Below are 13055 nucleotides of genomic sequence, written 5' to 3'. Positions count from 1 at the left end.
TATGCTTGAACCAGGGGCTTGGAAGCATGGCATCGAACGCGCAAACCCGTACAATGCCGGGCTGTTACAGAATATTCGCCGCGTGCCGTGTTTATAAAAGGCGGGGCGCAGTGTTAAAAGTAGTCTCCGTTGCGCCCGTCAATTTTTTACCTGCCTGGATTGGGCAGTTTTTTATCGTCATTCAATAGATGGACGCGCCTCTGGCGCAGGAATAGAAGCGTTTTGAAGAAATCCACGGAAGCACCAAAAACAGTCGTTCCGCTCTGGCGTCAACAGTTGCACTACCGGCTCAAGGAAGGTGCATTGATCGCTATCGGCGCCTTGTGCCTGTTCCTGATGATGGCGTTGCTGACTTACGGCAAGGACGATCCGGGCTGGAGCCACAACAGCAAGATCGACGACGTGCAGAACTTCGGCGGTCCGGCCGGTTCCTACAGCGCCGACATCCTGTTCATGGTGCTGGGTTACTTCGCTTACATCTTCCCGTTGCTGCTGGCGATCAAGGCGTATCAGATCTTCCGTCAGCGTCACGAGCCGTGGCAGTGGAGCGGCTGGCTGTTCTCCTGGCGCCTGATCGGCCTGGTGTTCCTGGTGTTGTCCGGCGCCGCGCTGGCGCACATCCACTTCCATGCGGCCACTGGATTGCCCGCTGGCGCCGGTGGTGCGCTGGGCGAAAGCCTTGGTGATCTGGCCCGCAATGCCCTGAACATTCAGGGCAGCACGTTGCTGTTCATCGCACTGTTCCTGTTCGGCCTGACGGTGTTCACCGACCTGTCGTGGTTCAAGGTGATGGATATCACCGGCAAGATCACCCTCGATCTGTTCGAACTGTTCCAGGGTGCGGTCAACCGCTGGTGGTCGGCGCGTACCGAGCGCAAGCAACTGGTCGCGCAACTGCGTGAAGTCGATGATCGCGTGCACGACGTGGTTGCACCGACGGTCACCGACAAGCGCGAGCAGGCCAAGGTCAAGGAGCGGCTGATCGAGCGCGAACAGGCCCTGAGCAAGCACATGTCCGAGCGCGAGAAGCAGGTTCCGCCGGTTATCGCGCCGGCCCCGGTCAAAGCGCCGGAGCCAAGCAAGCGCGTGCAGAAAGAGAAACAGGTGCCGTTGTTCGTCGACAGCGCCGTGGAAGGCACCTTGCCGCCGATCTCGATTCTCGATCCTGCGGAAAAGAAACAACTCAATTATTCACCCGAATCCCTGGCGGCGGTCGGCCACTTGCTGGAGATCAAGCTCAAGGAATTCGGCGTCGAAGTCACTGTGGATTCGATTCACCCCGGTCCAGTCATTACCCGTTACGAAATCCAGCCTGCTGCGGGCGTGAAGGTCAGTCGTATCGCCAACCTGGCGAAAGACCTTGCACGTTCGCTGGCCGTGACCAGCGTGCGGGTGGTGGAAGTGATTCCGGGCAAGACTACGGTCGGTATCGAGATTCCCAACGAGGACCGGCAGATCGTGCGCTTCTCCGAAGTGCTGTCGACGCCTGAGTACGACAACTTCAAGTCGCCGGTCACCCTGGCCCTGGGCCACGACATCGGCGGCAAACCGGTCATCACTGACCTGGCGAAGATGCCGCACCTGCTGGTGGCCGGTACCACCGGTTCCGGTAAGTCGGTGGGCGTGAACGCGATGATCCTGTCGATCCTGTTCAAGTCCGGCCCGGACGACGCCAAGCTGATCATGATCGACCCGAAAATGCTTGAGCTGTCGATCTACGAAGGCATACCGCACCTGCTGTGCCCGGTCGTGACCGACATGAAGGACGCCGCCAATGCCTTGCGCTGGAGCGTTGCCGAGATGGAGCGTCGCTACAAGTTGATGGCGAAGATGGGCGTGCGCAACCTGTCCGGCTTCAACGCCAAGGTCAAGGAAGCCCAGGACGCCGGCGAGCCGCTGAGCGATCCGCTGTACAAACGCGAAAGCATCCATGACGAAGCGCCGCTGTTGCAGAAGCTGCCGACCATCGTCGTGGTCGTGGACGAATTCGCCGACATGATGATGATCGTCGGCAAGAAGGTCGAAGAACTGATCGCCCGTATCGCCCAGAAGGCGCGTGCGGCCGGTATCCACCTGATCCTCGCGACCCAGCGACCATCGGTGGACGTGATTACCGGTCTGATCAAGGCCAACATCCCGACCCGGATGGCGTTCCAGGTGTCGAGCAAGATCGACTCCCGGACCATCATCGACCAGGGCGGCGCCGAACAACTGCTCGGTCACGGTGACATGCTCTACATGCCGCCGGGCACCAGCCTGCCGATCCGGGTTCACGGCGCCTTCGTGTCCGACGATGAAGTTCACCGGGTGGTTGAAGCCTGGAAACTGCGCGGCGCGCCGGAATACAACGACGACATCCTCAACGGTGTCGAAGAGGCGGGCAGTGGTTTCGAAGGCAGCAGCGGCGGCGGTGACGGCGATGATCCGGAAGCCGACGCGTTGTATGACGAAGCCGTGCAGTTCGTGCTGGAAAGCCGTCGCGCCTCCATCTCCGCTGTACAGCGCAAGCTGAAGATCGGCTACAACCGTGCCGCGCGCATGATCGAAGCCATGGAAATGGCCGGGGTCGTGACGTCGATGAACACCAACGGTTCCCGCGAAGTCCTGGCCCCTGGCCCGGTACGCGACTGATTCGATACCCTGATCCAAATGCAATGGACGGTGCATGAAGCGCCGTCCACTTTCCCACGAGTATTCAAGAGGACTCCCATGCGTCTTATCCGCATGTTGCTGCCGGTACTGGCTCTGACCACCCTCACGGCTCACGCCGATGACAAGGATGTGGCTCGCCTGACCCAATTGCTCGAAACATCCAAGACCCTGACCGCCAATTTTTCCCAACTGACCCTCGACGGTAGCGGTACCCAGTTGCAGGAAACCACCGGCGACATGACCCTGCAGCGTCCGGGCCTGTTCTACTGGCACACCAATGCGCCAGCCGAGCAGACCATGGTGTCCGACGGCAAGAAGGTCACCCTGTGGGACCCGGATCTGGAACAGGCCACCATCAAGAAGCTTGATGAGCGTCTGACTCAGACCCCGGCCCTGTTGCTGTCCGGCGACGTGTCGAAGATCAGCCAGAGCTTCGATATCAGTGCCAAAGAAGCCGGCGGCGTGATCGACTTCACCCTGAAGCCGAAAACCAAGGACACCCTGTTCGACAGCCTGCGCCTGTCGTTCCGCAATGGTCTGGTCAATGACATGCAACTGATCGACAGCGTCGGCCAGCGCACCAACATCCTGTTCACCGGTGTGAAGGCCAACGAAGCGGTCCCGGCATCGAAGTTCAAGTTCGACATCCCAAAGGGTGCCGACGTGATCCAGGAATAAACACAGAGGTTTCAACGGTACGTGATGGATCTGTTTCGCAGTGCACCGATTGCCCAGCCACTGGCCGCCCGTTTGCGGGCGACCAATCTGGATGAGTACGTCGGTCAGGAACACGTGCTCGCTCGCGGCAAACCTTTGCGCGAAGCGCTGGAGCAGGGTGCCCTGCATTCGATGATCTTCTGGGGCCCGCCGGGCGTGGGCAAGACCACCCTGGCGCGGTTGCTGGCGGAAGTTTCGGATGCGCACTTCGAAACGGTCTCGGCGGTATTGGCCGGGGTCAAGGAGATCCGTCAGGCAGTGGAAATCGCCAAGCAGCAGGCCGGCCAGTACGGCAAGCGCACGATCCTGTTTGTCGATGAAGTGCACCGCTTCAACAAGTCTCAACAGGACGCCTTCCTTCCGTATGTTGAAGACGGCACGCTGATCTTTATCGGCGCCACCACTGAAAACCCTTCGTTCGAACTGAACAATGCATTGCTGTCGCGGGCACGGGTCTACGTGCTCAAGAGCCTCGACGAGGCGGCGTTGCGCAAGTTGGTGCACCGCGCGCTCACCGAAGAACGTGGTCTGGGCAAGCGACATCTGACCCTCAGCGATGAAGGCTTCCAGATGCTGCTGTCCGCTGCCGATGGCGATGGCCGACGCCTGCTGAACCTGCTGGAAAACGCCTCTGACCTGGCCGAAGACCACAGCGAGATGGGCACCGACTTGCTGCAAAGCCTGCTCGGCGACACTCGCCGGCGTTTCGACAAGGGCGGCGAAGCGTTCTACGACCAGATTTCAGCACTGCACAAATCGGTGCGCGGTTCCAATCCGGACGGCGCGCTGTACTGGTTTGCGCGAATGATCGACGGCGGCTGCGATCCGCTGTACCTGGCCCGCCGCGTGGTGCGCATGGCCAGCGAAGACATCGGCAACGCCGACCCCCGCGCACTGAGCCTGTGTCTGGCCGCGTGGGAAGTGCAGGAACGTCTCGGCAGCCCGGAAGGTGAACTGGCAGTGGCTCAGGCCATCACTTATCTGGCCTGTGCGCCGAAAAGCAACGCGGTGTACATGGGCTTCAAGACCGCGCTGCGCGCCGCCGCCGAACACGGCTCGCTGGAAGTGCCACTGCACCTGCGCAATGCGCCGACCAAATTGATGAAGCAATTGGGTTATGGCGACGAATACCGTTATGCCCACGACGAACCGGACGCCTATGCCGCCGGCGAAGACTATTTCCCGGAAGAACTCGACCCGATTCCGTTCTACCAACCGGTGCCGCGCGGCCTGGAATTGAAGATCGGCGAAAAGCTCAACCACCTCGCCCAACTTGATCGTTTAAGCCCTCGGCAGCGGAGAAAATAGTGGTTCCATTGATCGTTGCAGTCTCCGTCGGCGGGATTGCCGGCACCTTGTTGCGCTTCGCCACCGGCAATTGGGTCAACGCCAATTGGCCGCGGCACTTCTATACCGCGACGCTGGCCGTTAATATCGTGGGCTGTCTGCTCATTGGCGTGTTGTACGGCCTGTTTTTGATACGCCCGGAAGTGCCGATCGAGGTACGTGCCGGGTTGATGGTCGGCTTCCTCGGGGGGCTGACGACTTTTTCATCCTTTTCACTGGATACGGTGCGCCTGCTGGAAAGCGGGCAAGTGCCGCTGGCCCTGGGCTATGCGGCCATCAGCGTATTCGGCGGGCTGCTCGCGACCTGGGCCGGCCTGTCCCTGACCAAACTTTGATAACGAGAAACCGACATGCTCGATTCCAAACTGTTACGTAGCAACCTTCAGGACGTAGCGGACCGCCTGGCTTCCCGTGGCTTTGCCCTGGATGTCGCGCGCATCGAAGCGCTGGAAGAACAGCGCAAGACCGTCCAGACCCGCACCGAAGCACTGCAGGCTGAGCGTAACGCGCGTTCCAAATCCATCGGTCAGGCCAAGCAGCGCGGCGAAGACATCGCGCCGCTGATGGCGGACGTCGAGCGCATGGCGGGCGAACTGAGCGCCGGTAAAGTCGAACTGGACGCGATCCAGACCGAACTGGATTCGATCCTGCTGGGCATTCCGAACCTGCCGCACGAATCGGTACCGGTTGGCGAAGACGAAGACGGCAACGTCGAAGTCCGCCGCTGGGGCACTCCGACTACTTTCGACTTCCCGGTTCAGGATCACGTGGCCCTGGGCGAGAAGTTCGGCTGGCTCGACTTCGAAACCGCCGCCAAACTGTCCGGCGCACGTTTCGCCCTGCTGCGCGGCCCGATTGCCCGTCTGCACCGCGCACTGGCGCAGTTCATGATCAACCTGCATGTCACCGAGCACGGCTACGAAGAGGCCTACACGCCTTATCTGGTTCAGGCCCCGGCGCTGCAAGGCACCGGCCAACTGCCGAAGTTCGAAGAAGACCTGTTCAAGATCGCCCGCGAAGGCGAAGCCGATCTGTACCTGATCCCGACCGCCGAAGTGTCGCTGACCAACATCGTGGCCGGTGAAATCGTCGATTCGAAACAGCTGCCGATCAAGTTTGTTGCTCACACCCCGTGCTTCCGCAGCGAAGCCGGCGCGTCGGGTCGTGACACTCGCGGCATGATCCGTCAGCACCAATTCGACAAAGTTGAAATGGTCCAGATTGTCGAGCCGTCGAAGTCGATGGAAGCGCTGGAAGGCCTGACCGCCAACGCCGAGAAAGTCCTGCAACTGCTGGAACTGCCTTACCGCACCCTGGCGCTTTGCACCGGCGACATGGGCTTCAGCGCGGTCAAGACTTACGACCTGGAAGTATGGATCCCGAGCCAGGACAAGTACCGTGAAATCTCGTCGTGCTCCAACTGCGGCGATTTCCAGGCCCGCCGCATGCAGGCGCGTTTCCGCAACCCGGAAACCGGCAAGCCTGAGCTGGTGCACACCCTGAACGGTTCGGGTCTGGCGGTCGGTCGTACCCTGGTTGCCGTGCTGGAAAACTACCAGCAGGCCGACGGTTCGATCCGTGTGCCGGACGTGCTGAAGCCTTACATGGGTGGCCTTGAGGTCATCGGCTAAATGAAATATCTGCCGCTGTTTCACAACCTGCGCGGCAGTCGTGTGTTGGTCGTCGGTGGGGGGGAGATTGCCTTGCGCAAGTCCCGCCTGCTGGCCGATGCCGGTGCGCTGCTGCGGGTGGTCGCACCTGAAATCGAAGCGCAACTGCGCGAACTGGTTGCCGCCAGCGGTGGCGAGTGCCTGTTGCGTGGCTACGCCGAAACGGATCTGGACGGTTGCGGGCTGATCATTGCCGCCACCGACGACGAAGCGTTGAACGCGCAAGTTTCCGCCGATGCCCATCGGCGCTGCGTACCGGTCAACGTGGTCGATGCACCTGCGCTGTGCAGCGTGATCTTCCCGGCGATTGTCGACCGTTCGCCGCTGATCATTGCGGTCTCCAGCGGCGGCGACGCGCCGGTGCTGGCCCGGCTGATCCGCGCCAAGATCGAAACCTGGATTCCTTCGACCTACGGCCATCTGGCCGGTCTGGCCGCGCGGTTTCGCGATCAGGTCAAAGGCCTGTTCCCTGATGTGCAGCAGCGGCGGGGATTTTGGGAAGACGTGTTCCAGGGGCCGATCGCCGACCGGCAACTGGCAGGACAGGGCGCAGAAGCCGAACGTCTGCTGCAAGCCAAGATTGATGGCGAAGCCATGGTCACGGCTGGTGAGGTGTATCTGGTGGGCGCAGGACCGGGCGATCCGGATCTGCTGACCTTCCGCGCCTTGCGTCTGATGCAGCAAGCCGATGTGGTGCTGTACGACCGCTTGGTGGCGCCCGCGATTCTTGAGCTGTGCCGCCGCGATGCCGAGCGTGTCTACGTCGGCAAACGTCGCGCCGATCACGCCGTGCCGCAGGATCAGATCAACCAGCAACTGGTGGATCTGGCCAAGGCCGGCAAGCGCGTGGTGCGGTTGAAGGGCGGGGATCCGTTCATCTTCGGCCGTGGCGGCGAAGAGATCGAGGAACTGGCGGCCCATGGCATTCCGTTCCAGGTGGTGCCGGGCATCACGGCGGCCAGCGGTTGCGCGGCGTATGCCGGGATTCCGCTGACCCATCGCGATTACGCGCAGTCGGTGCGTTTCGTCACCGGGCACTTGAAGGACGGTTCCACCGATCTGCCGTGGGCCGACCTCGTCGCGCCGGCGCAGACGCTGGTGTTCTACATGGGCCTGGTGGGGCTGCCGGTCATTTGCGAGCAGTTGATCAAGCATGGTCGTGCGGCCGATACCCCGGCGGCGCTGATTCAGCAGGGCACCACGGTCAATCAGCGGGTCTTCACTGGCACGCTGGCCGACCTGCCGCGTCTGGTGGCGGAGCATGAAGTGCATGCGCCGACCCTGGTGATCGTCGGCGAAGTGGTGCAACTGCGCGAGAAACTGGCGTGGTTCGAGGGCGCTCAGGGTCAAATCTGAAACCGAGTAGTCCGCATCGCTGGCAAGTCGAGTCGTCGCACCGCAGCTCCCACAAGGAATTGCGTGATGCTGAAATTTCAGCTTTAACACAAAACCTGTGGGAGCTGCGGTGCGACGACTCGACTTGCCAGCGATTGGGCCCTCAAGAACTGCACAAATATCAGGCCTTGCGCCAGACCCCTTTCCCGCCCAACCGGTCCCGGTCATGGGCAACAGTGAAATCCTGCTCCGGCCCCTTCGGCACCACCCCGGTCGGGTTGATGGTCTTGTGGCTGCCGTAGTAGTGATTCTTGATGTGCTGGAAATCCACGGTCTCGGCAACGCCCGGCCACTGGTACACCTCACGCAGCCAGTTCGACAGGTTCGGGTAATCGCTGATCCGCCGCAGATTGCATTTGAAATGCCCGTGATATACCGCGTCGAAACGAATCAGGGTGGTGAACAACCTAACGTCCGCCTCAGTCAGATATTCGCCCGTCAGATAACGGTTGGCGCCCAGCACCTGCTCCAGATGATCGAGTTCGGCAAACACATCATCGAACGCTTCTTCATAGGCCTGCTGCGAAGTGGCAAACCCGGCGCGGTACACGCCGTTGTTTACGGCAGGGTAGATCCGTTCGTTCAGCGCATCGATTTCGCCGCGCAATGGCGCCGGATAGAAGTCCAGATCGTTGCCGGTCAAGTCATCGAAGGCGCTGTTGAACATGCGGATGATCTCCGCCGATTCGTTGCTGACAATGCGCTTGAGCTTCTTGTCCCACAGCACCGGCACGGTGACGCGGCCGGTGTAGTCGGCGGTGTCGGCGGTGTAGCGCTGGTGCATGAAATCGAAGTGGTCGAGTTTGTCGCCGGTCGAACCGAGGTTCTGATCGAAGGTCCAGCCGTTTTCCAGCATCAGCCAGCTGACGACGGAAACGTCGATCAGGCTTTCCAGGCCTTTGAGCTTGCGCAGGATCAACGTGCGATGAGCCCACGGACAGGCGAGAGAGACATAAAGGTGATAACGCCCGGCCTCGGCGACAAAACCGCCGTCACCGCTCGGGCCCGGCTCGCCGTTGTGGGTGACCCAGTTACGGCGCTGCGCCTGTTCGCGCTGGAACGCGCCGTCCTTGCTGCTTTCGTACCACTTGTCCTGCCAGCGGCCGTCGACGAGTAAACCCATGATCAAGACTCCAGAAACCAATAATCGTTGGAGCCGAGTCTATTCCGATGAGTTCGAACAAAAAGCGCAAAGATCGGGCGTTAATGATCGGTTAAATCGATTTATCCCGCGCGGCCCAGTATTGCTCGGCGGTTTCGAAAGCCTGTTCACGGGAGTGACCGAGGCCGCGCAGCGCCAACGCCATGGTCGAAATCAGCGCCATTTGCGGGTAGCTGTCGACCACATCACCGCGCCAGACCGCTGTCAGGTGTTCGATATCCAGCGACGCCGGTTTGACGTGACGCTGCGCCGACAGCTGCGGCCATTCCTCGTCCCAGCTTTCGCCGCCGGTGGTCCCGTACAAGTGGCTGTCGGCATCCGGGTTGACCTCGATTTCGCCGCCGTCGCCTTTGATTACGATTGCGGTGTCGCCGAGCAGACCGCTGGCATCGCGGTGCACCGCTTGATAGCCCGGGTGGAAAATACTCTGCAAACCGCAACGCGCGCCCAACGGATTGAGAATCCGCGCGAGCGAATGAATAGGCGAGCGCAGGCCGAGGGTGTTGCGCAGATCGATCATCCGTTGCAGCTGCGGCGCCCAGTCCACCAGCGGCATGAACGCCAGACCACCGTTATCCAGCGCCGCGCCGACCTGTTGCCAGTTGCGGCACAGCGCAATGTTCAATTCGCCGAGCAGTTGTTCGGAGTACAAGCGTCCGGCAGTGTGAGCGCCACCGCCGTGCATGAAGATGCGCACACCGTTCTGTGCCAGGCACTTGGCGGCCAGCAGATACCACGGCAGGTGACGTTTCTTGCCGGCGTAGGTTGGCCAGTCCAGATCGACCTTCAGTGCCGGCGCCTGCAAGCGCTCACGCAGGGCCTCGGTGAAGCCGGCCATTTCTTCGGCGCTTTCTTCCTTGTGCCGCAGCAACATCAGGAAGGCGCCGAGCTGGGTTTCTTCGACCGCTTCGTCGAGCACCATGCCCATGGCCGCCCGGGCTTCCTCGCGGGTCAGGTCGCGGGCGCCGCGCTTGCCCTTGCCGAGGATGCGCACGAATTGGGCGAACGGATGCTCGGCGGGCGTTTCGAGGGTCAGCGCTGGATAGTCGGTCATAGGCAATTCGTCGGTTTGGGCAGGCCCGCCAGTTTTGCGGCGAGTTTGGCAGGGGTGCCTTTGAACAGTCGGTTCAGGTGCAGGCTGTTGCCTTTCTCCGCGCCGAGCTTGAGCGCGGTGTACTTGATCAGCGGCCGGGTGGCCGGGGACAGCTGGAATTCGGCGTAGAAACTGCGCAGCAGCTCGAGGACTTCCCAGTGCTCCGGGCTCAGTTCGATGTCTTCGGCCGCGGCGAGGGCGCTGGCGACTTCGGCCGACCAGTCGTTGAGGTCGACCAGGAAGCCGTCCTTGTCCAGTTCGATGGCGCGGGCGCCGACGGTCAGCGCATTCATAGCCAGGAGTTGACCTTGTCGTGGTGGATCGACAGCTCGACGAAGGCGGGGTAGTCGATGGCTTCGGCCCAGTCCGGAACCTGCACGGCACGGGCTTGCGCGTCTTCGGCCAGCACGAACAATTTCGCCTTACGGGATTCCAGCGCACTGAACGGCGCGGTGCCGGGTTGCAGCGCATAAGCGGCATCGCCGGACAGCAACAGCGCGTCGGCAGCACCCAACAGGCGCAGGCAACTGGTCAGGCGTTCGTCGCCGAACGGGGAATGGGACAACACATGCAAAGTCGACATCAGAGGGTGATCACCTGGTCGTAACGGTCAATGAGGGCGGTGATTTGCTCGGCGGCCAAAGGCTGCGCCTCGTCCAGCGAACGATCGCCGAGGCCACGAACACTGGCGCTGTCTGCGCAGTAGAACAGCTCTTCGACGCCGAACATCGGCAACGCTTGCAGGTTGGCACTCAGGTCTTTCTGTTGCAGAGCCTTGGCGTTCTGCCCGGCGGCCAGTTGCAGCACGCCGTCGTCGAGAAACAGCAGGCCGATCGGCAGATCGAAGGCGCCGCCGGCCAGGACGATGTCCAACGCTTCGCGGGCACCAGGGCCGGACCACGGCGATTGACGGCTGATAATCAGAAGGGACTTGGCCATGTCATGCGCCTCCGAAACAGATCAGTCGGTCGGCATCCTGCACCGCGTCATGCAACTGACCGAGGCCGGACAATTCCCAAGGCGCGCTGACGGCCACCGCATCACGCTGATAACGCCCGGCTTCCTCGGCATTCAACACGCCACGGCGCAGGGCCGCGGCGATGCATACCACGCCGTCGAGATTTTGTTCGGTGATAAAGGTTCGCCACTGTTTGGGCAGGTCCAGTTCGTCCTGCGGCGTGACCACGGCTTCGGACGCGTTGTAGACACCGTCCTGATAGAAAAACAGCCGGACAATTTCATGCCCGCCAGCCAGCACGGCCTGGGCGAACAGCAGGGCGCGGCGCGAGGAGGGCGCATGGGCGGCGGAAAACAGCGCAATGGCGAACTTCATGACGGACTCGATCAGCAAAACTGCGGCCATGATAAAGCTTTCTCGGCGGGGCGGCGAAGTGGATGTTTCCCGCGCCCGTCTCGATGTGAACAGCTGTCTGTCAGCGCGGCATGTAGCCCAACTGCCAGCGTCGCGGAATCTTCAGGGTCAGCAGCCCCAGAACGGCGGCAAACAGTCCGCTGACCAACATCGCTTTAAGTCCAAGATGATGCTCCAGCACCGCCCCCAGAATGGCCCCGACCAGCATCCCGCTCCACGGCACCAGCTGCACCCGCCAGCCACTTCGCCGTTCGCCGAGCACCCACCGGCCCAACCCACGGCCGAATCGTGACAGCGCGCCGGTGACATACGTCAGCCCGACCGGCAGACCGTTCACCTCTTCCACTGCCGCGTTGAGCATGCCCATCGCAATGATCGCCGCCAGCAGGGCCGGCAGTTGCGTGTCAAAGGGCCAGGCTGCCAAACAGAGCAGAGCGGCGATGGACAACAACAGTGGCAGCGCCCGTCTACCACCCAAACGGCTGACCACGACCCCGAGGGCATTGCCGACAATGAACGTTGCGACGAGCAGGATCAGCCTTAATGTCAGTCCGCTGTCACCATCGCTGATCGCCACGGCCAGCCGCGTGGTGTTGCCGCTCATGAAAGAAACGAAATCGCCGCTGGCCATGAAGCCTATGGCATCAGTCATGCCGGCCAGTACGGACAGGCTGGCAACCAGCGCCAGACCCACGCGGCCGCGCCATTTCTGAATATGAAGATGTCCGGGGCTGGCGCGGTGGGTCGAGGTGGAAGGCAGCATCGAGGCAGCGTCCTTGAGCGGGGTTTACGGTTCTATGCCATACAGATCGCAATACTCCAGCCAGTTCATGCCGGCCATTTCCGCCACTTCGCGATGCACTTCCAGGCGTTGCGCCTGATACTCCTCGGGCGTCGCGGCGGTGAGCTGCAGCGTCAGTTCCCAGGCAAACAACCCCTGGCTTTCGGCCTCGGCTTCGAAGGCTTCGTGCAGGCGTTCTTCGCGGTACTGCGCCTGGGTTTCGCCTTTGGCCTGGGCCAGCAGCGGGTTGAGGTGATCAAGGGTTTCGCGCAGTTGCGGACGCGCATCGAGAAACAGTTTCAGGGCCTGTTCGTGTCGCTGGTCAGTAGGCGCCATGGGCTTTCCTTGTAAGGCTGATGACCGTTAATGTGCCGCAGCGGTCGGCATGTGTCGCGTTCTAAATGCAGTAAAGCAGAACGATTTTTCCCGTTGCGGTGATACAGTCCGCTTTTTTCCGAATGAGCGAATGCAATGCGAATGCTGATGGTGGCGCTGGCGGCAACCCTGCTGGCCGGTTGCGCGGGTTCGGCGATGGAAGACGCCCGCACACAAACCCCTTACAAGATCCTGAATTCGGACAAGCCCGAAAAAGACGTGGCCCGGTGCGTGCAATTCGCCTGGCAGGACGAAGCGGTGTTCGGCGTGGACGCGGCGGCATATCTGCAACCGGGCAAGAAGGGTGGCTCGACGGTCTATACCCGTTCGGCGGAGTCGTTTGTCGACTTGACCACTGAGGCGTCCGGCACCGTGCTGAATTACTACGCGCAGAAAGATGATTTTGTGGCCAAGCGCCGCTTGGCGGCGCTGGCAACCTGCCTGTAACGGGCAGCTGAATGCGTTGACGCTGCGCGACCCTCGCCAGCCTG

The 13055-nt window shown here is 61.6% G+C and carries 15 protein-coding genes; 7 read left to right on the top strand and 8 right to left on the bottom strand.

The annotated features are described in order from the left end of the window. Positions 1-222 precede the first annotated feature (222 nt). The 6 genes from IHQ43_RS18235 (at position 223) to cysG (ending at position 7742) form a co-directional block, all read left to right on the top strand. Positions 223-2631 carry a DNA translocase FtsK gene (locus tag IHQ43_RS18235; protein WP_045121862.1) on the top strand — a complete coding sequence of 803 codons (2409 nt, stop codon included), beginning with the start codon at positions 223-225 and terminating at the stop codon, positions 2629-2631. A gap of 78 nt (positions 2632-2709) precedes the next feature. Further along, a complete protein-coding gene (gene lolA, locus IHQ43_RS18230) occupies positions 2710-3330 on the top strand; it encodes an outer membrane lipoprotein periplasmic chaperone LolA (protein ID WP_007958184.1) in 621 nt (206 codons plus the stop codon). Between the two features lie 24 nt (positions 3331-3354). Further along, positions 3355-4677: a replication-associated recombination protein A gene (locus tag IHQ43_RS18225; RefSeq protein WP_192561592.1), complete on the top strand. Its 1323-nt coding sequence runs from the start codon at positions 3355-3357 to the stop codon at positions 4675-4677. Continuing rightward, positions 4677-5051 carry a fluoride efflux transporter CrcB gene (crcB, locus tag IHQ43_RS18220; RefSeq protein ID WP_007958188.1) on the top strand — a complete coding sequence of 125 codons (375 nt, stop codon included), beginning with the start codon at positions 4677-4679 and terminating at the stop codon, positions 5049-5051. The genes IHQ43_RS18225 and crcB overlap by 1 nt, the downstream gene beginning before the upstream one ends. A 15-nt stretch (positions 5052-5066) precedes the next feature. Next, positions 5067-6347, top strand: coding sequence for a serine--tRNA ligase (gene serS / locus IHQ43_RS18215; protein WP_192561591.1), 1281 nt, complete (start codon positions 5067-5069; stop codon positions 6345-6347). Next, positions 6348-7742, top strand: a complete 1395-nt coding sequence (gene cysG, locus IHQ43_RS18210) for a siroheme synthase CysG (protein ID WP_192561590.1) — start codon at positions 6348-6350, stop codon at positions 7740-7742. It begins immediately after the preceding gene. Positions 7743-7902: 160 nt separating this feature from the next. On the opposite strand, the gene IHQ43_RS18205 is transcribed toward cysG, so the two are convergent. The 8 genes from IHQ43_RS18205 to IHQ43_RS18170 form a co-directional block, all read right to left on the bottom strand. Further along, positions 7903-8904: a glutathione S-transferase family protein gene (locus IHQ43_RS18205; RefSeq protein ID WP_192561589.1), complete on the bottom strand. Its 1002-nt coding sequence runs from the start codon at positions 8902-8904 to the stop codon at positions 7903-7905. 91 nt (positions 8905-8995) lie between these two features. Then, positions 8996-9997, bottom strand: a complete 1002-nt coding sequence (locus IHQ43_RS18200) for a glycosyl transferase family protein (RefSeq protein ID WP_192561588.1) — start codon at positions 9995-9997, stop codon at positions 8996-8998. Then, complete coding sequence (locus tag IHQ43_RS18195; protein ID WP_007958196.1) at positions 9994-10329, bottom strand: TusE/DsrC/DsvC family sulfur relay protein; 336 nt, start codon at positions 10327-10329, stop codon at positions 9994-9996. Before IHQ43_RS18195 ends, IHQ43_RS18200 begins: the two co-directional genes overlap by 4 nt. Then, positions 10326-10619: a sulfurtransferase complex subunit TusB gene (gene tusB, locus IHQ43_RS18190; RefSeq protein ID WP_192561587.1), complete on the bottom strand. Its 294-nt coding sequence runs from the start codon at positions 10617-10619 to the stop codon at positions 10326-10328. The genes IHQ43_RS18195 and tusB overlap by 4 nt, the downstream gene beginning before the upstream one ends. Beyond that, positions 10619-10975, bottom strand: a complete 357-nt coding sequence (gene tusC / locus IHQ43_RS18185) for a sulfurtransferase complex subunit TusC (RefSeq protein ID WP_039767393.1) — start codon at positions 10973-10975, stop codon at positions 10619-10621. The genes tusB and tusC overlap by 1 nt, the downstream gene beginning before the upstream one ends. 1 nt (position 10976) lies before the next feature. After that, positions 10977-11369: a sulfurtransferase complex subunit TusD gene (gene tusD / locus IHQ43_RS18180; protein ID WP_192561586.1), complete on the bottom strand. Its 393-nt coding sequence runs from the start codon at positions 11367-11369 to the stop codon at positions 10977-10979. Positions 11370-11469: 100 nt separating this feature from the next. Continuing rightward, positions 11470-12171, bottom strand: coding sequence for a YoaK family protein (locus IHQ43_RS18175; protein ID WP_192561585.1), 702 nt, complete (start codon positions 12169-12171; stop codon positions 11470-11472). A 24-nt stretch (positions 12172-12195) separates the two neighbouring features. Continuing rightward, a complete protein-coding gene (locus tag IHQ43_RS18170) occupies positions 12196-12525 on the bottom strand; it encodes a DUF6388 family protein (protein WP_192561584.1) in 330 nt (109 codons plus the stop codon). A 135-nt stretch (positions 12526-12660) separates the two neighbouring features. Here IHQ43_RS18170 and IHQ43_RS18165 point away from each other — a divergent pair, with 135 nt between their 5' ends. Beyond that, entirely contained in the window at positions 12661-13011 is a 351-nt protein-coding gene (locus tag IHQ43_RS18165; protein WP_192561583.1) for a hypothetical protein, read from the top strand. Positions 13012-13055 lie beyond the last annotated feature (44 nt).

Source organism: Pseudomonas gozinkensis (assembly GCF_014863585.1).
In the GTDB taxonomy this organism is placed as follows: domain Bacteria; phylum Pseudomonadota; class Gammaproteobacteria; order Pseudomonadales; family Pseudomonadaceae; genus Aquipseudomonas; species Aquipseudomonas gozinkensis.
Note: the sequence above shows the minus strand (reverse complement) of the source record. Positions and strands in the feature narration are given on the sequence as shown.